The 24,173-nt window shown below is 40.3% G+C and carries 22 protein-coding genes and 7 tRNA genes; 3 read left to right on the top strand and 26 right to left on the bottom strand.

Translation table 11 applies throughout. The features are described 5' to 3' along the window. The first annotated feature begins 18 nt into the window (after window positions 1-18). The gene (locus MKZ05_RS02830; RefSeq protein WP_003214090.1) at window positions 19-480 is read left to right on the top strand and encodes a CarD family transcriptional regulator; all 462 of its coding nucleotides are present in this window, start codon (window positions 19-21) and stop codon (window positions 478-480) included. 280 nt (window positions 481-760) lie between these two features. Here MKZ05_RS02830 and MKZ05_RS02825 read toward each other — a convergent pair whose 3' ends face one another. The 8 genes from MKZ05_RS02825 to MKZ05_RS02790 all read right to left on the bottom strand — a co-directional run bounded on the left by MKZ05_RS02825 (window position 761) and on the right by MKZ05_RS02790 (window position 10,177). Continuing rightward, a complete protein-coding gene (locus MKZ05_RS02825; RefSeq protein ID WP_003214229.1) occupies window positions 761-964 on the bottom strand; it encodes a cold-shock protein in 204 nt (67 codons plus the stop codon). 286 nt (window positions 965-1,250) lie between these two features. Further along, window positions 1,251-1,757 (bottom strand): GrpB family protein, encoded by a 507-nt coding sequence (locus tag MKZ05_RS02820; protein ID WP_044140587.1) that lies wholly within the window; start codon window positions 1,755-1,757, stop codon window positions 1,251-1,253. 195 nt (window positions 1,758-1,952) lie between these two features. Then, window positions 1,953-2,747: an alpha/beta hydrolase gene (locus MKZ05_RS02815; RefSeq protein WP_309217939.1), complete on the bottom strand. Its 795-nt coding sequence runs from the start codon at window positions 2,745-2,747 to the stop codon at window positions 1,953-1,955. 758 nt (window positions 2,748-3,505) lie between these two features. After that, window positions 3,506-4,681: a macrolide family glycosyltransferase gene (locus MKZ05_RS02810; RefSeq protein WP_309217941.1), complete on the bottom strand. Its 1,176-nt coding sequence runs from the start codon at window positions 4,679-4,681 to the stop codon at window positions 3,506-3,508. 46 nt (window positions 4,682-4,727) lie between these two features. Continuing rightward, window positions 4,728-5,513, bottom strand: a complete 786-nt coding sequence (locus MKZ05_RS02805; RefSeq protein WP_309217943.1) for an arylamine N-acetyltransferase — start codon at window positions 5,511-5,513, stop codon at window positions 4,728-4,730. Between the two features lie 241 nt (window positions 5,514-5,754). Continuing rightward, window positions 5,755-6,942: an MFS transporter gene (locus MKZ05_RS02800; protein ID WP_309217946.1), complete on the bottom strand. Its 1,188-nt coding sequence runs from the start codon at window positions 6,940-6,942 to the stop codon at window positions 5,755-5,757. A gap of 241 nt (window positions 6,943-7,183) precedes the next feature. Next, window positions 7,184-9,517, bottom strand: a complete 2,334-nt coding sequence (locus tag MKZ05_RS02795; RefSeq protein ID WP_339161301.1) for a molybdopterin-dependent oxidoreductase — start codon at window positions 9,515-9,517, stop codon at window positions 7,184-7,186. A 102-nt stretch (window positions 9,518-9,619) separates the two neighbouring features. Continuing rightward, window positions 9,620-10,177 (bottom strand): NAD(P)H-dependent oxidoreductase, encoded by a 558-nt coding sequence (locus MKZ05_RS02790; protein ID WP_309217951.1) that lies wholly within the window; start codon window positions 10,175-10,177, stop codon window positions 9,620-9,622. 175 nt (window positions 10,178-10,352) lie between these two features. Between MKZ05_RS02790 and MKZ05_RS02785 the strand changes: the two genes are divergently transcribed. After that, complete coding sequence (locus tag MKZ05_RS02785) at window positions 10,353-11,222, top strand: LysR family transcriptional regulator (protein WP_309217954.1); 870 nt, start codon at window positions 10,353-10,355, stop codon at window positions 11,220-11,222. A 166-nt stretch (window positions 11,223-11,388) separates the two neighbouring features. On the opposite strand, the gene MKZ05_RS02780 is transcribed toward MKZ05_RS02785, so the two are convergent. The 13 genes from MKZ05_RS02780 to MKZ05_RS02720 all read right to left on the bottom strand — a co-directional run bounded on the left by MKZ05_RS02780 (window position 11,389) and on the right by MKZ05_RS02720 (window position 19,476). Then, a tRNA-Leu gene (locus tag MKZ05_RS02780) sits at window positions 11,389-11,472 on the bottom strand. A 47-nt stretch (window positions 11,473-11,519) separates the two neighbouring features. Then, window positions 11,520-11,602, bottom strand: a tRNA-Leu gene (locus MKZ05_RS02775). 7 nt (window positions 11,603-11,609) lie between these two features. Then, window positions 11,610-11,685: transfer RNA gene (locus MKZ05_RS02770), tRNA-Lys, on the bottom strand. Between the two features lie 30 nt (window positions 11,686-11,715). Beyond that, window positions 11,716-11,790 (bottom strand) — tRNA-Gln (locus MKZ05_RS02765). A gap of 21 nt (window positions 11,791-11,811) precedes the next feature. Further along, window positions 11,812-11,883 (bottom strand) — tRNA-Glu (locus tag MKZ05_RS02760). A 9-nt stretch (window positions 11,884-11,892) separates the two neighbouring features. Beyond that, window positions 11,893-11,983 (bottom strand) — tRNA-Ser (locus tag MKZ05_RS02755). 4 nt (window positions 11,984-11,987) lie between these two features. Then, window positions 11,988-12,062 (bottom strand) — tRNA-Asn (locus tag MKZ05_RS02750). Window positions 12,063-12,270: 208 nt separating this feature from the next. Next, entirely contained in the window at window positions 12,271-14,118 is a 1,848-nt protein-coding gene (locus MKZ05_RS02745; RefSeq protein WP_339161298.1) for a sigma-54-dependent Fis family transcriptional regulator, read from the bottom strand. A 108-nt stretch (window positions 14,119-14,226) separates the two neighbouring features. Then, complete coding sequence (lpdA, locus tag MKZ05_RS02740) at window positions 14,227-15,606, bottom strand: dihydrolipoyl dehydrogenase (protein ID WP_327840876.1); 1,380 nt, start codon at window positions 15,604-15,606, stop codon at window positions 14,227-14,229. 18 nt (window positions 15,607-15,624) lie between these two features. Further along, a complete protein-coding gene (locus MKZ05_RS02735; RefSeq protein WP_309217959.1) occupies window positions 15,625-16,755 on the bottom strand; it encodes a dihydrolipoamide acetyltransferase family protein in 1,131 nt (376 codons plus the stop codon). Window positions 16,756-16,772: 17 nt separating this feature from the next. After that, window positions 16,773-17,810, bottom strand: a complete 1,038-nt coding sequence (locus tag MKZ05_RS02730) for an alpha-ketoacid dehydrogenase subunit beta (RefSeq protein ID WP_309217960.1) — start codon at window positions 17,808-17,810, stop codon at window positions 16,773-16,775. 20 nt (window positions 17,811-17,830) lie between these two features. Further along, on the bottom strand, window positions 17,831-18,808 hold the full coding sequence (locus tag MKZ05_RS02725) for a thiamine pyrophosphate-dependent dehydrogenase E1 component subunit alpha (protein WP_065097539.1): 978 nt from the start codon (window positions 18,806-18,808) through the stop codon (window positions 17,831-17,833). A 194-nt stretch (window positions 18,809-19,002) separates the two neighbouring features. Continuing rightward, entirely contained in the window at window positions 19,003-19,476 is a 474-nt protein-coding gene (locus MKZ05_RS02720; RefSeq protein WP_309217961.1) for a SprT family protein, read from the bottom strand. 99 nt (window positions 19,477-19,575) lie between these two features. Here MKZ05_RS02720 and cmpA point away from each other — a divergent pair, with 99 nt between their 5' ends. Next, window positions 19,576-19,710, top strand: a complete 135-nt coding sequence (cmpA, locus tag MKZ05_RS02715) for a cortex morphogenetic protein CmpA (protein WP_095286213.1) — start codon at window positions 19,576-19,578, stop codon at window positions 19,708-19,710. A 19-nt stretch (window positions 19,711-19,729) separates the two neighbouring features. Here the strand turns inward: cmpA and MKZ05_RS02710 are convergent, their stop codons facing one another. From MKZ05_RS02710 to MKZ05_RS02690, 5 genes are all read right to left on the bottom strand, one after another. Then, window positions 19,730-21,889 carry a Tex family protein gene (locus MKZ05_RS02710; protein WP_309217964.1) on the bottom strand — a complete coding sequence of 720 codons (2,160 nt, stop codon included), beginning with the start codon at window positions 21,887-21,889 and terminating at the stop codon, window positions 19,730-19,732. A gap of 76 nt (window positions 21,890-21,965) precedes the next feature. Next, the gene (locus tag MKZ05_RS02705; RefSeq protein WP_044140574.1) at window positions 21,966-22,565 is read right to left on the bottom strand and encodes a PP2C family serine/threonine-protein phosphatase; all 600 of its coding nucleotides are present in this window, start codon (window positions 22,563-22,565) and stop codon (window positions 21,966-21,968) included. Then, window positions 22,565-23,353 carry an RNA polymerase sigma factor SigB gene (gene sigB, locus MKZ05_RS02700; protein ID WP_012009000.1) on the bottom strand — a complete coding sequence of 263 codons (789 nt, stop codon included), beginning with the start codon at window positions 23,351-23,353 and terminating at the stop codon, window positions 22,565-22,567. Before sigB ends, MKZ05_RS02705 begins: the two co-directional genes overlap by 1 nt. Then, window positions 23,319-23,807, bottom strand: coding sequence for an anti-sigma B factor RsbW (gene rsbW / locus MKZ05_RS02695; protein WP_111913360.1), 489 nt, complete (start codon window positions 23,805-23,807; stop codon window positions 23,319-23,321). Before rsbW ends, sigB begins: the two co-directional genes overlap by 35 nt. Further along, window positions 23,804-24,133 (bottom strand): anti-sigma factor antagonist, encoded by a 330-nt coding sequence (locus MKZ05_RS02690; RefSeq protein ID WP_044140572.1) that lies wholly within the window; start codon window positions 24,131-24,133, stop codon window positions 23,804-23,806. The genes rsbW and MKZ05_RS02690 overlap by 4 nt, the downstream gene beginning before the upstream one ends. Window positions 24,134-24,173: the final 40 nt, after the last annotated feature.

Genomic DNA, 24,173 nt, shown 5'->3' with positions numbered 1-24,173 from the left:
GATATGGAGGCGGATGATATGTTTCAAATTGGTGATAACATTGTTTATCCAATGCACGGAGCAGGTATAATTGAAGCCATAGAAGAAAAAGAATTTTCAGATGAAAAACAACAGTATTATGTGATTAATATGTCAATCAGTCATATGAAAGTGATGATTCCAACACGGAAAATATCGGGTTCACGCATTAGACCTGTTACAGATATACTGGCATTAAACAATGTGATGGACATTTTCCAGCATGGCGAATCAGATCAAATACCGACATGGAAAGAACGGCATACAATTAATACAAACAAAATAAAAACGGGTAGCATCCAAGACGGTGCTGAAGTTGTACGTGACCTGATGCGTATGAAAAAAGAGAAAGCACTAAATGCAAGTGAAAAGAAAATGCTAGATGACGCCCATGAATTTTTGCTAAGTGAATTAGAGGTCATCAAAGGGATTACAGAAAAACAAATCAAAAGTTTCTGTTAAGAACTCTGCCGCTCTTTTGGGCATCCCTCACCATTTTTGAATTCAAGTTCTCTGACCCACCCTTCAATTAATGAAAGAAAAAAGAATTTATTTAGGCAAATTCCGCATATTGTAAATCCAATATGCTATACTGTTGATAAACCTTTGAAGCATGAATTTTTTTACGATTACCTTGTAACATCTCCCTACTTGTACGCTGAGTAGGGTTTTTTATTGAAGAAATAAATGAAAGCACAAAAAAACAGGCTCTCTACAGAGAACCTGTTTTAAAAAATGAAGATTAAGCAGTTTTTTGAACGTTAGCAGCTTGAGCTCCACGAGAACCTTGCTCTACGTCAAATGTTACTTTTTGACCTTCGTCTAAAGATTTGAATCCGTCACCTTGGATAGCTGAGAAATGTACGAATACATCGTCGCCTTCTTCACGTTCGATAAATCCAAAACCTTTTTCTGCGTTAAACCATTTTACTGTACCTTGTTCCATGTTTGTTGCCTCCTAGTGCGTTATCACACAATGTATTATACTATCCTTGCCCAAAGTATCCTCAAGACGAAAAGTCTTTCTTCATGCTATCCTTTACGCCGAACAAAAATAATTAACCTTATTGTAACATGATTCGGAAATAATTGCAATTTAGGATTTAAAAGAGCACAAAATGTGCTATGGTAACACAAATAAGACAGGGATTTAATGATGAAACGTTCATTTAGCTATGTTCAATCATTTGCGCATAAAATATGTTATTTTCAGCACGAAAAGCAATCTTTATCTAAATTCTCTCTAAAATCGACTGAACAAAGTTAGTTTTTCCCTCGGCATATTTGTGTTTGTCTTTTTTATTTAAACTTGATAGGTTCAGTTTGAGCTGCTCGTACTCATTTCTCACTAATTCGTTACTTCTTAAATAATCCCTGAAATTTAACTGTTCAAGTAAATACCTATTGCCTGTTTGATACATATGGATTTGGTGTGTACGTGGTTCTCCTTTGTTGAAATAGTGTCTTTCAGGTAATACATTGATTCCTCTATATGAATAACCAAGCTCTTGCAAAGCTGTTACACACTGTTTCCCGTCCAGAAAACAATCTATTTCAATCGCAATATCTATAATGGGTTTCGCACTCAAACCATTTACTGCTGTACTTCCAATATGATGCACATTCACCGTGTACTGCCCAATGACCTCTACTATTCGTTTCTTTTCCCTTTCAAATTCTTTGCCCCATTCAGCAGACCAAGGAACTAAAAAAACTTCCCCTCTTGGTAATCCAAGCATAAGCTCCACCCCTCCTTATTATTTCGTTGTTTAGTTGGAAATTTCAGCACAACCTAATTGAAGCCTTTAAGATAACTCAAACAAAAAGCCCACTTACTTAAGTTGAGTGGACTTTTTCGTTTAGAAACTATAAAAATCATTAATACAGCTATGAACCCGAATCAAGAAACCTTCTATTTATACAAAGGTGTACAACTACACATTTTCCGATTCAAGTCTGATTAACCAGTTATGAACTAATGAGTTAAATGCATCGGGTTGTTCGATTTGCAGATTGTGGCCAGCCATATCAAGCACTGCAAAAGTTGCCCTTGGATAGTTTTCGATCAGCCGCCACGCATCTTGATATCCGACTACATCGTCTTGACGCCCTGTGATAATGAGCGTAGGATACTGAAATTCAGCTGAAATGTCGAAGGTATAGCCATACCCATTTTGAAGAATGTTATTGATGAATTCATGATTTGTTTGTTTAGAAGGAAGGTGAATTTCATCTCGAAATCTTTCCCATTCCGTTTTTCCTTGCACAACTGCCATGGAACAAAATTCATCCGTCTCCTCTGGAGAAAGTTGTGATATCAAGCTGCTGTCACTTTTTAGAACGGTCTTCTCTGGCACGACTCTTTTATCGAATACAGGTATAGTCATTGGGGCCACAAGCAGTAATCCACGAACGGTTTCCCGGCGTGAATGAACAATACCTCTAGCTATGTACCCTCCATACGAATAACCACAAACAATAAACTGTTCATCAGGAATAATCTCGTCCAAAAGACGCAATACCGCTTCTAACATATCATCTGAGTTCTGAATAGATGGATGCGGCTCGGAACGTCCCATCCCCGGTAAGTCTATGTATATTCTTTTCCAACCGCTTTGTTTTTCAAATACCGGTTCCAATGCATGTAACATCACTTGATGGTCAAGTGTCCAACCATGTAATATTACAATTGGAAATCCTTCTCCAATGACTTTATGGTAAATTGACATGTATTTTTCCCCTTTCCTATCCTTCAATATTTTATCACAATTTTAGCAAAATTCTTTGTTCCACTGAATTTGGTATCACCGTAAACTGTCATAAATAACAGTTCAATTACTTCGAAAACACAAAAAAACCAAAGGTCTACAACCTTTGGTTTCTTAGATGCGGCCGAGAGGACTTGAACCTCCACGGGTTATTCACCCACTAGGCCCTCAACCTAGAAAATTTGTAACATCACTTACGAAAAGTTGATTACATTACATTTTTTTGTTTTCTTTATATTTAATTAGACTTTTTAACATTAATCCAGGACATTCTCAGGTCAACTGATGTTTCTTCATTTTTCTATATTGAATTACAAAAATAAAGAAGTGAAATAAAAATGGGCAAGCATGATCAAAGTTAATTAAATAAATCCATTCTATCAAATAATGCAATTTGTTCCGGTTGCTTCGGCAATTCATTACTTAAATAGTCTAAGAATCTTTCTAAAGTATACACTTCAGCATATTCGGATAAGATAGCATGCGCCATCTTTTTATAATCAAAACTGAGCGTTCTTATTAAAATTCTTTCATTAGATAAAAATATCTATCTCAAACAAAAAAAGTCCACTTATTTACGGTGAGTGGACAGATTTATTTAGAAGTCATAAAAAACAAAAATACCAAAGGTCTACAACCCTCGCTATCATTGATGCGGCCGAGAGAACTTGAATTCAAATGAATAATACTCCCAGTAAAAATTTTAAAAAATTCACCTTTTAGAACGATGCTAAATACTCATCTATTGCTCTCAAAGCTTTCTCTTCTCCTCCAGATTCTTTAAAGCTTACACTTAACTTTCTAACATTCTCTCGATATGAAGGGTTAGAAAGTATAAGATCAACAGCTTCTTTTAACCTTGGTACACTGACCTCATTTGGATGAATTGTATAGCCAGCTTGAAGTTCTTCCAGCCGTTTGGCGATCATTGGCTGATCATTAGCTTGAGGGATCACAATAAGGGGCACTTCATAATGGACAGCCTCACTCGTGCTATTCATTCCACCATGCGTAATAAAGACGTCTGTATGCTGCAAGACATCCAGCTGTGGTACATAGTGACGAACAATGAAATTCTCTGGGAAGGGCTCTAATTTAGAGATTTTCGTATTATCTCCAATTGAAAATACTACTTTACCTTTAAAATCTCTAAATGCCTCCATACAAGTTTTGAAAAAGGGCTCTCCACCCAAAAAAAGAGTACCCATCGATACATAAATGACTTTCTGGGCTTTTAATTCATCTAATGATAAATTGTTGGTTTGCTTGCGTTTCGTGATAGTTGGCCCAATAAAGATATAAGAATCGTTTATATGTTCGCTATTTGGCTGGAACTCTCTACTGGTATAGACGATATTCAAATCAGCTGTATTCATAAGAAATTGAAAAGGATGCTTCACCTTAACATTGAAGCTGTGCTCTATTTTCTTTATTAACATTTCATTTTCCCTCTCCACTTCTGAAGACGAGCTGAGTGATACAGAGCTGTTTTCTAACGTTGTTAAGAATTGTTCTTCAGGAACAACAAACGACGATGATGAAGAAATGGCTGGAATATTTAAGTATTCTTTGACCAATAATCCTGCACCGAACGTATCATAGTACACATAATCAAACGTAATGGATTGAGCAAGCTCCTGAACGATCGTTAAAATATCAATAGAAATCCTTAAATGGACTTGCACGAATTCATGAATGCTTGTGTTTTGAGGTGTCCGTCCCTTAAGGTAATTTGGGTGGAGATATGTTTTCGCGCCCAAAGCTTCAATTCGTTCCTTAAACTCTTCTGTTGTAACATAATAAACCGTATCTCCCCGATTAATTAATGCTTTCACTATGCCAAGAGTTGGGTTAACATGCCCCTCCCCTGGAAAATTGATCATTAATACATTCATAAGTCATACTCCTCCCTAATGAAACGAGCCTAAAAGATATACACTTTTAATTAAAAAGATTAATGTTAAATTTTTCATTCAGTATCTTGACATACTGATCTTCATTCAAAACCTTCTTCGTTTTTTTACCGTTTTTAATTTTGATGAATTTTTCTTTTGTTAACGTAATATGTCCATCTTCTATTATTTTTACAGCGAGAAGGTTTTTATTAAACGGTGATTTTTTATTTTTTGCTATGGTTTCTTGCATCTCATTTAACTCTATTTCTGATATCTCGTTCAGATTAAAAGCATATCCTAGTTTCCATTCTCCATATTCTAATGTATTTTTTTCTTGCATTTCAAAAACATAGGACCCTTTTTCAGTGTTCAGTTTTCTTACTCGATAATTTCTAACGGGAGACTGTACAACCTCACCTGTAAAAGGAACTGGTGAAAGAGGAAGAAATGATGCAAAACCCGAATCAATTAGATGCATTCTGTGATGGTATGTTAACATAATAGCTACATGTGTATGATCAATTGACCAGTTCTCTGATGAATGATCATATACTGTTGCTGATATTAATTGAACATCAAATCCACAATCTTTAAGGAAGTAGTATAAGAGTGGATTTATCTCATAACATAAACCGCCTCGATGATGATCTAAAAGTTTCTTTTGAAGATTTTCTTTAGAAATGACTCTATAATTTTTATAGATGACATCTATATTTTCAAAAGGAATACTCCTCGCAAAAGATTGAAGGAGATCAGGTAAATCTTCAAACTGTATGACCCTTTTTGATTCTAAATCTACTCTTGAAAAAATACGCTCCCTTAATGACGACACCAGATAACCTCCATTTTACATTTAAGTATATTATTATCATTTACCAACCTTTATTTTAAGTTGAATAAAGATGATTTTCAATTTTCTTACTCAAAATCGCTTCTTTATATGTTCACTAAACTTTACTTGAACAAGTTTTACTTTATAGTCAGAGAGCCTTGGTTATCATTAAATTCAATACTCTAGTTTCTTCAGGCTCACATTTCACAACCAAACAAATGGATGACCATTCGTGATGATGTTATTTCACTGGTACTCCCACTCCTAAAGAGCCAACTTGTCTCGTCAGTTTCCATCCCAAGAGGATAATAATCAAGCCTAGAGTGATAAGCAGATACAATGTAGGAACAAAACTTCCTAAATAATCATGCAGGAACCCAATGATAAATGGACCCACTGCACCTATCATATATCCAATTGCTTGAGTCATTGCTGACCAGGTGCTTGCTTCAATTGGTGAAGCTGTCTTATCGATTGGTAATAATAAAGTGAGTGAAACAAGTCCCCCACTGCCTATTCCGAGACATATGCTCGCAACAATAGGTGTGATGTTTGTAAAGCATAACAGTGATAAACCAATCATCACGCTGAGTGTGAAAAATGTAATCCAAAATCTTCTGCTTGGCATTACCTTTAAGAGACTAGGCAAGAAAAGGGTGGCCGGCAGCTGTGCGAGCATGGTTATAGTACCAATAAGACCACCAAATGCCGCAGTTTCTCCTTTTTCCTCTACAATTGCTGGCAGCCAAGCTGCAAAACAATAAAACAGTAGAATGACAAGACCAACAAAACAAGTTAATAGCCAGGCTTCTTTATTCTTTAAAGGCAAGGACGCACGAATCTTTTTGGACGATTTATGGGTGTGTTTTTGAGCTTGCTTAGTAACCAAGAACCAAAGTGGAAGTGCGACTAGAGCAAAAATACTCCAGAAGGCTAATCCGTTTTTCCATGAATCATTTAGCATGTGTTGCAGCGGTGTCGTCAGTCCAATTGAAATAGATGCACCAACGACCATTGATGTAGAATAGATGCCTATCATAGAAGCAGCATTCTCTGGAAAGTAGCTTTTGATAAAACCTGAAAGTAAAGGACTGACAATTCCGATTCCCGCACCAATAAACAAAGCCGTTATCAATAGATTTACGGAAGAATTTGAAAAGACACGTAAAAGTGTTGCAACTCCTATCAAGGCGATAAAAAAGGTAATAATTTTCTCTGATTGATAGCGACTGGCCAATCGGCCTGCAAATAATGAACAAAAACCAAAACAAATTAAAGGAATAGACGTGAGTAAGCTTGCTGACATCGAACTCATGCTTAGTTCCTCCGTTATTCCATTTAGAACTGGGCTAACTGACGTGATACCCGGTCTCAGATTAAATGCAGCTAATATAAGTGCAAATAGAAATAATCTATTACGATTGATCATACTTGTTACCTCCGATACGTTTCTTGATGCGCAATCCTTTTTAATGGTACATGAAGTCATTACATAAATAAAATGCATATTAATTATATAAGAGATAACAAAAATGATATGCATTTCAAAATAAAATCAGTCTGTTTTTATGTAATATAGATGAAAAAAGCCGAATTTCCCAATGTTTGGAATCTTCAGCTTTTAATAGTATTTTTACTTTTTCTATTCTTCAATTAGATAAAAATGTTCATCATATTTTATAAATCTGGCAGTGATAAGATTTCAATGGTTCGGAGCCTGATAAGGGATCTAGCTGATCTGTGCCTATTAACTGATTTACATTTGCACCTTCTACTGAGGATGGATCAAATTCAGCTAATTCTAGTTCATCACACTTATCCCACCAGCCTGCTTGGGTATAGACCGTACCCAAGGGTATACTTTGTGTCAGTCGAGCGACTGCCTTCATCCTGCCATGAGGAGATGCTAAATAAACCCATTCTCCTTCATTTAGGCTGTACACTTGAGCTGTTTGTGGATGGATTTCAACAAAAGGATCGGGATGCATTTTCCTTAGTCTTGCAATATTTCGATGCTGGCTATGACAAAAACCTTTTAATTTAAAAGAAGAAAGAACTAATGGAAAGTCTTTAGATTTTTTCTGATAATGCGGAACAGTTATTGGTTTCTCAAACTGGGGTAGTGGATCATACCCACGCTCTAACAAAAATTCAGAATAAATTTCTAGTTTACGCGTTGGAGTGGAGAAGCCACTGACTCCACCATTCTTATTTTCCGTATATTTACAATAATTCACGTTTAAGGGAATGGATATTCCTTCTAGCTGAGCTAAGAGTTGAGCTACGGTTACATTGAGAGGGCCAAGATAGTAATTAAACGCAGCCTCAATATCCCCATCCCAAAATTCTTCTTGATAACCCATTTCTAAAGCTAGGTCCATTATGATTTGTAGGTCAGGACGAGCTTCTCCAGGAGGCTTTGACATCGGAGGTTTGTATTGAATATGTTGCGCCGTTTGTAAATCCCCCTCAAAACCAGTCAACAAACTCGGTGACTCCCAAGCATGAGCAGCAGGTAAGACAATATCTGCAAACCTTGTCATTGGACTATGAAACAAATCGACATGGACATGAAATTCTAGTTTTTTCAAGGCTTCTATCATATTTTCACTTCCTGGGTTTTGAGTGACCATATTACCGCCAAAGCTTAACAATCCTCTTATCAGATAAGGAGATTTGTTCAATACAGCATCGGCAAAATCATATCCAGATGCGGATATTTTGGGAGCACCTAAGGGTCTCTGTTCTAATCCTAGACGTTTCTGCTGTTGTGAAAGTGGTATCAAATTTCCACCTTTAATTAAGCCTACTGGTAAAGATGGGAGGATAATGTTTCCCCCTTGCTTATCAAAACAACCAGTCAGACTATAAAGGATACATAATGCTCGATTGGTTGATGAACTATTTACATGCTGTTCTAAGCCATTCCATGAATAATAAGCGATCGGATTTACTTGGCATAATAATTCCCCCAGTTCCGTTAACTTCTCAGCTGGAACACCCGTGATGTTTTCTACATGTTCAATCGTAAAAGAAGAAACTCTTTTCATTAATTGTGAAAATACGGTTTCCGAAGAAACGTCCTCATTTTCATATTCACCTGTAAGCACTATTTGTTCTGACCATATCTCAGGATCTTCTAAAGTATTAATTTTAAATGGTTTCTGCTTGTGATGAAGAGTTAAAAATTCATTCGACTGATGATTTTCAGGTCGAAGGAATTTCCCTGTATGCTTATCGACTAAGAAAGGGGCATTTGTCCAGTTGAGTAAAAATTGATCGTCATATGATTGATTCTTAATCAAAAACTGAATACAACCTAATATTAAAGCAATATCAGTTCCATGATTCGGCGCAATCCACAAATCTGCCGCTCCAGCTGTCGTTGTTCGACGTGGATCAATGACCACTAGTTTACTTCCCCTTTTTCGTGCTGCCATCAGTCTTTTCCAAGTCTGTAGATTCGTATCTGCTGGATTATGTCCCCATATTAATATCAAGTTGGCATGTTCAAAGTCAGGTTGAGGCAACCCAACACCATAAGTGTATTTTGATCCCTCGTCCCTTGCCCATTGGCAGACATTTGTATGGGATATATAGTTGGGGGTACCATAAAGATTCATCAATCGCTGCAAATATGGGCCCCAGTTAAAACTTCCACTCGCACCAACAGTTGGATAAGTGTATGAAACAGTTTCCGCCCCTGTTTCTGAACGAATCTGTTTGAGCCTATCAGTAATGGTTCGAAAGGCTTCTTGCCATGTGATTCTTTCCCATACAGGGTCTTGTCCCTTTAGATTAGTTCTTTTTAAAGGGAACAGAATACGATCAGGATGATTGACTATTTGAGGGGCTGCGGCTCCTTTTGGACAGATTCCTCCATTCGGATGATTTTTGTCAGGAATCACCTTTATTAACTGATCATTTTTCGTAATGGATATAACTCCACATTTTGAAACGCATTGTGAACAAAATCCCGATCTCCTTTTTTCACTAGTACTCATCATACTTCTCTCCTTTTTCAGGCTGAAGTCATTAGTTAAAATCCAGGAATTTTTCCGGGCCAATGATGATGCATACAGCTTAAATACAGATTTCCCGTCATTCTAAGATAAAGAAAATACCTCTTCTAAATGCTGATCCGTCTTCTCAAATATTTTCTCTATATCCGGCTTGAGAGCCGAATGATTTGAAAGTGTTTTCAGAGGTTTCATTCCTATAAATTGCTGTGCTTTATGCATTGCAAATAGTATCTCATCTACTTCTCTTCCCTCAAAGAAAGGCTGCTCAGCTGGATTATTGAAAATCCATTCACCTGCACCCCAAGTAACAGAAAGCATGTATTGACGACCTTTTAATAAACCGCCTTCACCATAAATTTCTGTTCCTTTATAAAAAATTCCATGTTCATATACCGTGTCCATGTACTTTTTAAATGCAGCCGGGTAGTGATACCAATAAACAGGTGTTTGAATGATAACCATATCAGCCCATATAAACTTGTCCTGTTCTTCTTTTATTTCATAACCGCTATCCACATTTGTCGTTTTGACTTGATAAAATGGGCTTAACTTGTCTACCATTCTTTTTGTTAACGTTTGATTTAATTGGCCTTTTGCCATCTCATGATATTCATGAGCATTAATGATTAAAATATTTTTCATTATGATCCTCCTCCAAAAATTTAAATCCAAATTCATGTATTGTTTAATAAAAATAAAATATGATAACGAACTCACTTTCCGGTTGATTTCTTGAATTTATATTTACTATTATGATACATTAAGTTCCAACATAATTAAAATGCATATTAATTATATAGGAGATAACGAAAACGCTATGAATAGATCACAAATTCAACTGATTGTCCAAATATCAGAAACAAGAAGTTTCACAAAAGCTGGTGAGGAATTACACATGACACAGCCTGCGGTAAGCCGCGCTGTAGCAACTATTGAAGCAGAATTAGGAACAAAACTAATCATGAGAAATAAAAAGAATCGGTTGTTCTTTACTGACGTAGGAGAACGTGTCTTAATTATTTTCAGAAATATCCTGAGTGATTTGCAGAAGGTAGATGAATTAATTGCAGCTGAACAGGGGTTAGAGATTGGAAAAGTTCATATTGGGGCTTATCCAACGGCATGTACAAGATTTATCCCTAAGATTATACGAACAATGGAAGATCAATATCCAGGCCTTGAAGTCAAGATTTCAGAAGGAAGTGTAGTTCAAGTCAAAGAATGGTTACGTTCTAAAACGGTGGATGTAGGAATGATTATTCCACCTGAAGAAGATTTTGATATCGTGCCTTTAATGAAAGATCAATTAATTGTCATTATGCACTCGAGTCATCCTTTATATCAAAAAGACACAATCGGTATTCCTGACTTACAACATGAAGACATCATCATTGGAAGAGGGGGTTATGAGCTTCAAATTCTCTCTTTATTTAAAGATTTAAATTTGAAACCTAAGATTAGGTTTGTCATTGATTACATCGACACAGCATTATGTATGGTACAAGAAGGGTTAGGGATTACAATTACAACGAAAAAAAACATATTATCCCTACCTGAAGATGTGGTTTTTCGTGAATTGAAGCCAAACACATATAGAGACATCGGTATAGCTGTTCCAAATATGAAGGATATCTCTAAGGCTACAGAAGTCTTTATTCAAACGGCTTGTTCTCTTTTTAAGAGCTAGATTGACTTCAAAAGGGTATGGCTGCAATTGAACGACACTCTATAAAAATATAATTTCAAACAAATAAGTCCACTTACTTAAGGTAAGTGGACTTATTTTGGACAGATTCATTTAGAAGTTATATAAAATAAAAATACCAAAGGTCTACAACCCTTGGTATCATTGATGCGGCCGAGAGGACTTGAACCTCCACGGGTTATTCACCCACTAGGCCCTCAACCTAGCGCGTCTGCCATTCCGCCACGACCGCGTGTATGATGTGCTCATATATTCATAAGTGCACTGTTTGAAAAACAATGCGGGTGAAGGGACTTGAACCCCCACGTCATAAAGACACTAGATCCTAAGTCTAGCGCGTCTGCCAATTCCGCCACACCCGCGTGACAATGGTGAGCCATGAAGGACTCGAACCTTCGACCCTCTGATTAAAAGTCAGATGCTCTACCAACTGAGCTAATGGCTCATCTGCTATGCAGAAAAACATATAAAAAAATGGCTGGGCTAGCTGGATTCGAACCAACGCATGACGGAGTCAAAGTCCGTTGCCTTACCGCTTGGCTATAGCCCAACGAATCAAAAAAACAAAACATGACCCGTACGGGATTCGAACCCGTGTTACCGCCGTGAAAGGGCGGTGTCTTAACCGCTTGACCAACGGGCCATAAAATAATGGCGGAGAAGGAGGGATTTGAACCCTCGCGCCGCTCGCGCGACCTACACCCTTAGCAGGGGCGCCTCTTCAGCCACTTGAGTACTTCTCCATTATGGCTCCGCAGGTAGGACTCGAACCTACGACCGATCGGTTAACAGCCGATAGCTCTACCACTGAGCTACTGCGGAATAATAAGACATGTTTCATTATATATATGCCAGAAAAATGTGTCAAGAATTTTTAAGCGTTTCATCCCTGCTTCATTTGCGACGGCTTTTATAATTTAACATATACTAATATAACAGTCAAGCCTTTTTCCATGCCATTTGTTTACTTGGCATAAAGCCCCCGACCTCTTCACGTAGACCAAGGGCCTAAATCCAGCCTTCCATGAGATTAAGACAGATGAAACTTTCTCATCCATTTATAAAAAGTACTTCTTGGCACTCCTGCTAACCTCGCTGCTTCTGACACATGACCTTTTGTTTTATGCAGTGCTTCTATCACTGTTTGCTTTTGAATGCGTTCCCTGAATGTGAGTTCTTTTGGAGTTTCAGTACACTCTGCTGGATGCAGCTTCTGCTTTTTCTGATCAATCGCCTCTAATACTGAAGCATATTGCGATTCACCAATCCATCCGCCTTGCGGAAAGAGGACCCTTAGATGTTCAAATAGGTTAAAAAGCTCTCGTATGTTTCCTGGCCAATGATACTCCAGTAATTTCTGAAAAAATGATTCAGGAAACGCCGCATGCCAGTGGTGCTTCTTTTGGTAATAGCGATATAAATCATGAATGTCTTCTTTTCTTTCTCTAAGCGGCGGGATGTTGATTGGATAGACATGAAGACGGTAATACAAGTCTTCTCGTATTTTTCCTTCCTTCAGCAGTTCGTTCATATTACGGTGTGTCGCTGTAATGATTCTAATATCCAAAGGGGTTTCGTGTGTCCCGCCGAGCGGTACGACTTTCCTTTCTTCTATCACCCTAAGAAGCGCTACTTGCATCGCATATGGGATTTCGCCAATTTCGTCTAAAAAGAGTGTTCCTTTATGAGCTTGTTCAAATTTCCCTTTAGCTCCATGACGTTTTGCCCCTGTAAAAGCCCCTTCAGCATAGCCAAATAATTCGCTTTCTAAAAGGCTTTCAGGAATGGCTCCGCAATTAACAGCAATAAACGGTCCTTTATGCCTTTCACTGGCAGAGTGAATAGCTCTAGCGGTCAGTTCCTTTCCTGTACCTGTTTCTCCCCAAATATATACATTTGCATCTGTTTGTGCCGCTCGTTTCATTTCGCTGAGCGTCTGTTGAAATACCTTACTTGTTCCGGATTCCCCGGGAAATTGAGCAAAAGAAACGGTTATGCTGCTTTTCGTTGCTTCTTCAAGGGAAAGGGATATGCCTAGCATCTTTCCATCGTGCTCTGATTGAATGATCTGTTTCCCTCTGATAACAAATGGATGATCCTTAAGCCGCTCGACATCCATTCCATACCAGTCTGAAAATCGTTCTCTAATCGACCTGCTGGCAGAAACAATTTGCATTTTTTCATTACAGACCACATACGGTTTGTCTACTTCCACCTGCTGGAGACAGTGAGTGATTAGCTCCATCTCCCTCCTTTTTTGCTGGACTTGAATTTCTCTCTCGATGGCATAAGCAACCGTTGATGCCATTCCAAGCATAAAAGGGTGCTTGTTATCCGTCATACAGGAGATGTCAATCACCCCTATGATTGTACCGTCTACATCGCGAATAGGGGCGGCTGAACAACTCCAATGGTGAGAGGCGATAGAAAAATGCTCAGTTCCATTGATCGTCACCGCTTCTCCGATGACGAGTGCCGTTCCGATCGCATTTGTCCCTACATCAGTTTCGGTCCAGCGTGAACCCTCCATAAAATTTATTCTTCTTGCTTCCACCATCGTTCTTTCGCTTCCTGTCAGACTTAGCACATAACCGTCTGCATCGATGAGTAAGGCCAGCATGTCAGATTCTTTTAATTGCTGACTGATTTTATTTAAGTAAGGGAGAGCCGCATTTAGGAATAATGAATATTTCTTTTTTTGGGCACTGAATCTTTCCTTTTCTAACAACGACTGTCCTTTATCTAAATACGGATTCACATTTGCCTGTTTACACCTGTGCCATGATTCCACCACTCTCTTATTCAGACGAGACTGATCAAGCAAACCTTCACGAACAAAACGTTTCCACGTATTTAAATAACAAGGCGTCGGATTCATTCCATCCTCTCCTCTAGGGGCTTTTTATTCATTATAGATAATTATAAAAGCGCTTTCAATTATCATTAGCTAACCCAAGAAGTCAATCGGATAGAAAAGAAGCCTTTTTCAGCAGTGTACCGCTCGTCCAATGGTTTGCAGCAAGGCTTCGTGTATCGCCTCTGAAAGTGTCGGATGTGCCGCAATAAACTGCTCTAAAGTATCAGCGGTCAGCTCTGTATGCATCATCACCGCCGCTTGTCCAATCAGTTCTGTTGCATTTGGTCCGATGATTGAAACACCTAATATTTCTTGATATTGCGGTTCTACAATGACCTTTACGTGACCGGCTGGTTGATTTAAGATTAATGCTTTTCCATTTGCAGAAAATGCACATGTCCCTATCCGAATCTCCTCATATTGTTTTCTAGCACTCTCTTCATTTAACCCAACACTGGCGATTTCTGGAGAAGTGTAGATGCACCTCGGAATTACTTGCTCATTGACCTTTACATGTTCTCCTGATGCATGGGATGCCGCAACCGTTCCTTCATGAAAAGCAGCATGAGCAAGCTGGACCCCACCTGTTACATCACCGCACGCATAGATATGCGGGTGATTGGTTTGCATATGTTCATTGACGTAGATGCCGTTTCTATCAAAATCAATACCAACCTGATCAAGATTCAATTCTCCAAGCTGCGGATTTCTGCCAATGGCCACTAAGCAAAGATCCGACTGGATTTCACACCGCTCTCCTTGATTATTCTCCACCACTACTTTTCTTGAAGAGGAATCAAGCTGTTTGACTGCGGCGGACGTCAAAATGTCTACACCCGTTTCTTCGAGTTGCTCGTGAAGACATTGTGCTGTATCACGATCTTCTTCAGGTAAAATGTGTACTGCCCGTTCAACCATGACAACCTTTGATCCCATTCTGCTAAAGATGCTCGCAAACTCACAGCCGATCACCCCGCCCCCAATGATGCAAAGCGAATCTTGTATCGAAGAAAGTGACATGGCATCCTTGCTGTGAATGATCCATTCGCCATCAAAAGGTGCAAAAGGTAAAGCAGCAGGCGCTGCCCCTGATGCAATAATGATTTGTTTTGCTTGAATGATGTCAGACTTCCCTTCACTTTCTATCAATAGCTCATGTGCTGATAGAAATGAAGCCTTCCCATTCACCACGGTAACTTTGTTTTTATTCATCAAGTAGCGAACACCATCAGTGAGCTGCTTGACGACAGACTGCTTCCGTTTTTGGACAGCATTCCATTGGATGATAGGCTCATGTTCTGGAAGCTCAATTCCAAAATGTCCAGCCGATTTCACATGCTCATACATATCGGCGCTTTGCAAAAGTGCTTTGGTCGGAATACAGCCTTCATTGAGGCAGGTTCCTCCCAGCTGACCTTGATCAATTAACACAACCTCCCTGCCGAAACGGGCGGCTGTTATGGCCGCCACATAACCTGCTGGTCCGCCTCCTATAATGACCAGTGTCATGGTACGTTCACCTCCTTCCTATAAAAGAGTGGATATTGGTTCTTCTAAATGTGCTTTGACCGTTGATAAAAATGCGGACGCCGGCGCTCCATCCAGCACGCGGTGATCAAACGTAAGACTGAGAGGCAGGATGGTCCCTTTGCACAATTCATCCTCTTGATAAACCGGGGTGTCATACATTGTGCCGACACCAAGGATACCCGCTTCCGGCGGATTCAAAATTGGTGTGAAATGCTCTACACCATAGGCTCCAAGATTGGTCAATGTAAAGGTCGAACCTTGGATTTCATCATGGAGAAGCTTTCCTTCACGTGCTTTTTGGCCATACAATTTAATGCTCTTCGCTAGCTCTATCAGCGTTAACCGCTCCGCATGCTGAATGACCGGTACAGCCAATCCGTTATCTAACGCAGCAGCAATCCCAAGATGAACATTCTCAAAGGTTTCCAAAACTCCGTTATGATATTGACTGTTCATCGCAGGATGTTCTAACAACGAAAGGATCGCTGCTTTGGCTACAAAATCGGTGATGGTCAACTTTGTATCGTAACGTGCTATGGCTGTTTCATTTAGCTGTTGTTGTAAGTTTGTAAGTTGTGTCACGTCCGCTTTCATCGTAATGGTTAATTGTGCACTTGTTTGCAGGCTTTCCATCATTCTTGAGGCAATTGTTTTCCGCATCATGTTAATAGGCTGATGCTCTGTCTCATTTTGTTTTTTCTCTTCCCGTTCAGGAAGCGCATGAAGCACATCCTCTTTTGTAATTCTTCCACCTGGTCCTGTCCCCACGAGCGTATCAATGTCTAGGTTTGCGCTATTCGCCATTTTACGGGCAACAGGTGAGATTTTCTTTCTCTCTTTCTTTGGTTTTGACTGGTTGTCTCTAGCTTTCTTTTCCTCCACTGGTTCATTTCCTTCACCGATATAGCAGATGACCGTGCCAGGCGGTACACCTTCTCCCTCTGACACTTTTATATCCAATATGGTTCCTTCAGCAGGTGATTCGATCTCCATTTCAATTTTTTCGGAGTTGATGCTTGCAATGCTTTCCCCTTTATTTACGGTCTCACCAACCTCCTTATTCCAGACAGATACCGTTCCTTCTTTCATCGACATGCCCAATTTAGGCATCACAACTTCGACAGCCATCTCCCTCTCTCCTTTCTTCAGTTCAAGATCTTCTCATGACTCTTGCCAATCATCTCTAATACGGTGTTCACAACTTTATCAGGTGTTGGTAGATATATATCTTCAAGAGGTGGTGAAAATGGTACCGGTGTATGAGGAGCCGTCACTTTTTTGATTGGAGCATCAAGTAAATCAAATCCTTTATCTGCAATCAAAGAAGAGATATCTGCGGCAATTCCGCACCTTGGATTTGCTTCATCGACAATGACAAGACGATTTGTTTTTTCTACTGAAGTCAGAATGGCCTCTTCATCGAGCGGCGACAAGCTTCTTGGATCAATCACTTCCGCTTCAATACCTTGAGCAGCTAACTCTTCTGCTGCTTCGAGTGCTGTATGCACTTGTTTGCCTACTGCAAAGATTGTTACATCAGATCCTTCTCTCTTCACATCTGCTTTCCCAAGTGGCAGTGTGTAATACCTTTCCGGCACATCTCCTGTGATATTGTAAAGCGTCTTGTCTTCAAAAAAGATGACAGGGTCCTGATCCTCGATCGCTGCCAGCAGCAGCCCTTTGGCATCATATGGTGAAGAAGGCACAACTACTTTCAAACCAGGGATGCTTGTAAATAGTGCATACAAACTTTGCGAATGCTGGGCAGCTGCTCTAAAACCCGCCCCATGTGTCGTTCTAATTGTGATTGGCACCTCTGCTTTTCCGCCAAACATGTATCGAAATTTTGCGCCTTGATTCAGGACTTGGTCCAGACAAGTACCGATAAAATCATTAAACATAAGCTCCGCAATTGGTCTTAGCCCTGTTGACGCAGCTGCCATAGCCGCACCAACATAGCCAGCTTCACTAATCGGTGTGTCAAGGACACGCTCACGTCCAAATTCCTGTACGATTCCTTTCGTTACACCAAGAACACCGCCCCATGCTTCATCATCCTGTAAGTGATCTACATGAGCGCCTCCCGCAACATCTTCTCCCATTAAAATGACATCTTCGTCTCTTCTCATCGCCATTTTAATCGCTTCATTCAAAGCACTAGACATGCTGATTTCTCTTGTCATTTCCCTCTCCCCTTTCTGATTTATTGATACGAAACATACACGTCGGTCAATAATTCGGATTGATCTGGATATTCACTTTCTTCACTGAATCTAACAGCTTCATCTATCGCTTCTGCTACAGCCGCTTCAATACTTGATATCTCTTGATCCGTCAGCAGCTGCTCCTTTAATAATTCATTTTTAAAAAGAGTGATGGCATCTTTCTCTTCTTGGTGTTCTGTTTTTTCTTGGTTTGTTTTGTAGCGCTGGGCGTCCCCTTCAAAATGACCATAATTCCGATATGTCATGCATTCAATCAATGTCGGACCTTCTCCATTTTTTGCTCGTTCTATCGCTTGTTCTGCTGCTTGATAAACGGCTGTCACATCTTTTCCATCTACTTGAATACCCGGAATACCATAACTGGCGGCTCGATCCACAATCGATTTGCAGCTTGAAGCATAGGAAAATGGGGTCGCTTCCCCGTAACCATTGTTTTCTGCGATGAAAATGACTGGCAGTTTCCAGATAGCGGCGAGGTTGATTCCTTCGTGAAAAGTCCCTTGATTGTTTGCACCATCCCCAAAAAAGCAAACGCTTACATTATCTGTTTTTTTATATTTAGCTGTGAGGGCTGCCCCGCACGCAAGTGGAAAGCCGCCTCCAACAATTCCGTTGGCACCTAGCATTCCTTTATCAAAATCTGCAATGTGCATAGATCCACCTTTTCCTTTGCAAAGACCTGTGGCTTTTCCATAGATTTCTGCCATCATTCCTTTTAGATCACAGCCCTTCGCGATACAATGACCGTGGCCGCGGTGTGTACTTGTAATACTGTCTTGTTCATTCAGATGAGCGCAGACTCCGACAGCAACAGCTTCTTCACCAGCATAAAGATGGACAAAACCTGGCAAGATCCCTTTTGTAAAAAGCGTGTGTACTTGATCTTCAAATTGGCGAATTTCCTGCATTTTTTGATACATCCAAACGGCTTTTTCTTTTGTGAGTGCCATTTCCATGATAAAACCTCCTATCTTTTTTGCTTGCACTTCTATACAAGCAAAAAGCGTGCCAACATCATGGCACTTGAAAGCTTAGGCTTTGAGCGATTCACATCGATCAAAAAAGAGACAAAATGAGACTTGCGTCTCTATTTGTCTCAATGTGTCTACTTCATCTCACAAAAAAAAAGCATCCTCTAAAGGAATGCTTATCACTCTGAACCGATTGTACGCTGCCACTTTAATTTTCCTTTGCAGACGCCGCACACATAACGAGAGGTATCAAACCGTCTTTTCCTGATAAAATACTGACCGCATCCTGTGCAGACATATTCATGCCGCTTCTGTACACGCCGTTTATTTTGTACGGTCTTTAGCGGTGTACAAAAACGCGGGGCTCCTACTTGTTTTAATAACTCTTTAAAGGAATGGTCACGATGCTGATAGCCTTTTCCCTCAAGATGCAGATGATAATGACACAGCTCATGCTTAATGATCCCGATTAATTCTTCTCGTCCATGTTCCTCTAGGTATCGGCGGTTCAGTTCGATATTGTGTGTACCAAGTAAATATCGCCCGCCTGTCGTTTTGAGACGGTCATTAAAAACAGCCTGATGGCGGAATGCCTTACCAAAGAAATGCTCAGAAATATGCTCTGTTAACTGCTGTAACTCGCTCTCCTTCAATCAAGATCGTTCCTTTCTATAAAAACATCGAACAGGACAATTTCCCCTTTGCATACATTGAAGGTACATCCACTGTTTTGATCAAAGGAGGAATGGGCGATGCCCAACTGGCTGAAAAATCAGATGCAGAAGGCTTTTTTCGAAAAAAATCATTACCAAATCAAGTTGCTGAATCAATGCTGGTACTTCTACAGAAAAAAACATTCAGTCACATCAAGGCACACCCCATCCTAAGGTGCGCCTCGTTTTTTGTTTACTCTGGTTTCAGCATGGAGAGGGCAACGCGGCCTTTTACCTGATCAACGGAGTCCACCCATACAGTCACAATGTCACCAACTGATACAACGTCAAGCGGATGCTTCACAAAACGGCTGCTGAGTTTAGAAATATGGACAAGCCCGTCCTGTTTTACACCGATATCAACGAATGCGCCGAAGTCTACGACGTTTCTTACCGTTCCTTGCAGCTCCATTCCTTGCTTCAAGTCCTCCAATTTCAACACATCTGTTTTTAAAAGAGGTTTTGGTACTTCATCGCGCGGATCACGCTCAGGTCTTGTCAGCTGATCGATGATGTCCTGAAGTGTAATGATACCAATATCAAGCTGCTCTGCTGCTTCGTCCAGTTTGACCTCTGCGATTTTCTCCTTTAATTGCTCTGTGCCAAGATCATTTGGTGTCATCTTGATCATGCGTAAGAACTGTTTTGTTTCTTTATAGCTCTCTGGGTGAATGCCTGTCCGATCAAGTGGATCTTGTCCATCTGCGATGCGCAGGAAACCGATACACTGCTCATAAGTCTTTGCCCCAAGTCTTGGAATGTCCTTTAGCTCTTTTCTGCTTGTGAATCTTCCAATCTCTTCGCGGCGCTTGATGATATTCCCTGCGACGGCTTTTGAAAGACCTGACACATATTGCAGCAGCGCCTGTGAGGCCGTATTGACGTTCACACCGACTTGGTTGACGACCGTCTCTACCACGAAGGTTAACGAGCTGTTTAATTGTTTTTGGCTCACGTCATGCTGGTATTGGCCCACTCCGACAGACTTCGGATCAATTTTCACGAGCTCTGCTAAAGGATCTTGTAATCTTCGAGCAATGGATATAGCACTTCGTTCTTCGACTTGCAGGTCTGGAAACTCTTCTCGCGCCAGTGCAGACGCAGAGTATACACTTGCTCCTGCTTCATTCACAATCAAATAGGAGACCGGCTGATCCAGCTCTTGAATGAGGTCTGCAATGAATTGTTCGGTCTCTCTTGAGGCTGTTCCGTTTCCAATCGCAATGACTTCAATGTTAGATGATTGAATGATCTCTTTCACTTTTTGTTTCGCTTCCGCTTTTTTCTGTACAGGCGGGTGCGGGTAAATGACGCCTATATGATGGACTTTTCCTGTATCATCCACGACGGCTAATTTACAGCCTGTACGAAATGCAGGGTCCACTCCAAGTACACGTCTCCCTTTCATCGGCGGCTGAAGCAGTAGTTTTCTTAAGTTTTCAGCAAAAATATGAATCGCTTGTTCCTCTGCTTTTTCTGTCAGCTCTTTGCGTATTTCTCGTTCGATGGAAGGCTGAATGAGGCGTTTATACGCATCGTCAATTGCCGCTTCGATAAACGGTCTCGCCGTCGTCTGTTTGCCTTTTATGACTTGTTTGTCGAGATAGAAACGAATATTTTCAGCAGGTGGCTCGATGGCTGCCTTTAAGATGCCTTCTTTCTCTCCACGATTGACCGCTAGTACGCGGTGAGGCACTATCTTTTTGATGGGCTCTTGATAATCGTAATACATTTCATAGACATTTTTCTCATCGCTCTCGATGTCTTTTCCTGATGTGACCAGACTTCCCTTTTGGTACGTTTCGCTGCGAATCCATTTCCGCATATCAGGATCATCTGCCAGCTGTTCAGCAATGATGTGCTGCGCGCCTTCAAGTGCCTCTTCTACACTTGTTACTTCTTTTTCTTCGTTGATAAAAGAAGCGGCCTTCTTCTCGATCTCATCGTTTGGCAGCGTGAGTACATATTCAGCCAGCGGCTCGAGCCCTTTTGCTTTGGCTACATTTGCTTTTGTTTTACGTTTTTGTTTGAATGGCCGGTATAAATCTTCGACCTCTTGCAGTTTATGAGCCTGCTCAATTTTTTGTTTTAATTCATCCGTCAGTTTGTCTTGTTCTGCGATTAATCGGATGACTTCTTCTTTTCGGTTCATGACATTTTGGATATATGTATAGCGCTCTGAAATGGTTTGAATTTGCACCTCATCCAGTGAGCCTGTCTGCTCTTTCCGGTAACGGGCAATAAACGGGACGGTGTTGCCATCCTCTAAGAGCTTGATGACACTTTCAATTTGTTTTGTTGAAAGCTTTAATTCTGTTGCAATTTGTTTCAATAAAAAGTCAGATGTCTTCATACTTTGCATCCTCTCACTGTGTCTTCTCTTTTAGTGTATCAAAAAAATCGGCAAAACAGAAAAAAGGTCAGCTATTTTACGTGAGCTGACCAAGTACATAGGTGAGATCGTCCTTCTTGTCTTGTGTGTATGTTTCAAGTTGTTTGGCAATGTCTGCAACTGAATGACTATGCTTTAAACACATTCTCATGTTTGGCACATTCAATCCGTCTGAATACATAATGAATGTTGATCCTTTTTCGTAGGAATAGGTGTATGTTTTATATTTTCTAGGTTTCCCTGATAAGTATCCTGATGTCGGAAGTGGATAAATATAGTCGCCAGAAGGGGCATTCAAGATGAACCGAATATTACCAACCGAACAATAGGTAAATTGCTGCTGGGAAAAATTCACCTTTAAGATCGCAACTGTGGCTCCGCGTTTATTTTTCATCGCCTGATTGCATCTTTCGATGAGGGTCGTCATATCCTCATGTCCATATTCTTCGACAATTTCGCTGACTAAAGAAGATGATTCATTGGCGAACTGACCGCTGCCTAATCCGTCTGCCACAGCACAAATTAGTTCTTCATCATCTGCTTTAATAAAAAAACTGTCCCCGCAGCATGATTTCCCTTCTTTATTCGATTGATAGATAATGGCATTCACATGCTCGTGCTGTTCAATCTGCTTCATTACCCTAGCTCCATAGACGCATCTTCTGATAATGCATCTCGTAGCTTTTTAACTGCCTTCCGTTGCAGTCTCGATACATGCATTTGGGATATCCCTAGTAAATCGCCTGTTTCTTTCTGACTCTTATTTTGCAAATAAGTCAGGTTGATAATCTCTTTTTCTCGATCTGTCAGAACATGAAGCACACTCTCAAGCATCATTTTTTGGTTTACACGTTCGTAGCCCTCTTCTTGTGAGCCGACAACGTCTAAAATGGTGACTGTACTTCCTTCAGAATCAGCCTCTACGCCTTGGTCAACAGACAGTGCTTGATAGCTTTTGCCCATCTCCATGGTTTCCAGTACTTCTTCCTCTGTCACATCTAGGTACTCTGCAATTTCTTGGACTTTCGGTGATTTTTGCGTCTCTGTTGTTAGATGATCAACGGCCATCTTGATTCTTGGTCCAAGCTCTTTGATTCGCCTTGGTACATGGACACTCCATGTTTTATCTCGTAAAAAGCGTTTGATTTCCCCGATGATGGTTGGAATGGCAAAGGCTTCAAATGATTTACCGACGAGTGGGTCATATCGCTTAATAGCGCCAAGTAAACCAATCATTCCAACTTGTCTGAGATCCTCATGAAAGCTTTTTCCTTTTGAATACTTTTTTGCCAACATATCGACCAAGTTTGTATAGCATTCGACCAGCGTGAGCTGCGCCTGCTCATCTTGATTGGATTGATAGCTTTGGATAAGGCGATCCACTTCATCTTTAGTTAGTTTCATAGTTTTGGATGGTTGTGTCATGGTCAACTCGCTCCCTGTTTAAAAACTTTGTCATCGCAACGGTAACTCCGGAGTTTGCTTGCACCTCGACTTCATCCATCAATGTTTGCATTAAGTATAAACCAAGACCTCCTTCTGCCAATTGATCCACCGTATGAGCAGATGTGTAAGGCCCTAATCCTTCCTGCTTTTGCTTAAAGTCAAAGCTACCGCCTTTGTCAGCAACAATGATTTCTAGACGATCCTCATAGACAAGAAAGCGAACTGCTACCTCTCCATCTTCGCCGTATTCACCTTTGTAGGCATGCTGAACTGCATTTGTACAGGCCTCACTGACGGCAATTTTTAAGTCTTCAATCTCTTCGTAGGCATAACCCATTCGGCTTGCTACGCCTGAAAGAGTCAGGCGAATGATGCCTACGTATTCTGGTTTCGCTGGGATTTTCATCTCGATTAGATCTACTGATTCGTTCATTGTACCCCACCCTCTGTCTTTGCAGAAATGTCAATGATGTCCTTTAGTCCAGTAATTTCAAACAACCTTACAAGCCGTTCTGACAAGTTCTCAAGCTTTAGTGTTCCACCTGCTTTTTGAGCCGCTTTAAACAGCCCAACAAATACACCTAATCCTGTACTATCCATATACGTAACATCCTTCAAACAAATTTCAAGATGCTCTCCCGCCTCGGCTTTAGGCATGAGTGTTTCTCTTAGCTGAGGAGCAGAGTACACATCGATTTCTCCGCTGACACTAATTTTCGTTTTTTGATCTATTTGATGCTCTTTCACTGTCATATTCATTATGCATTCACCTCGAAATTCTTGTTTCCTAGAATTTTAT

Origin of the sequence: Bacillus sp. FSL M8-0277 (assembly GCF_037975305.1) — a bacterium.
GTDB lineage: Bacteria > Bacillota > Bacilli > Bacillales > Bacillaceae > Bacillus > Bacillus pumilus.
The sequence above is the reverse complement of the archived record's forward strand: the minus strand, read 5'-3'. Positions and strand labels throughout refer to the sequence as shown.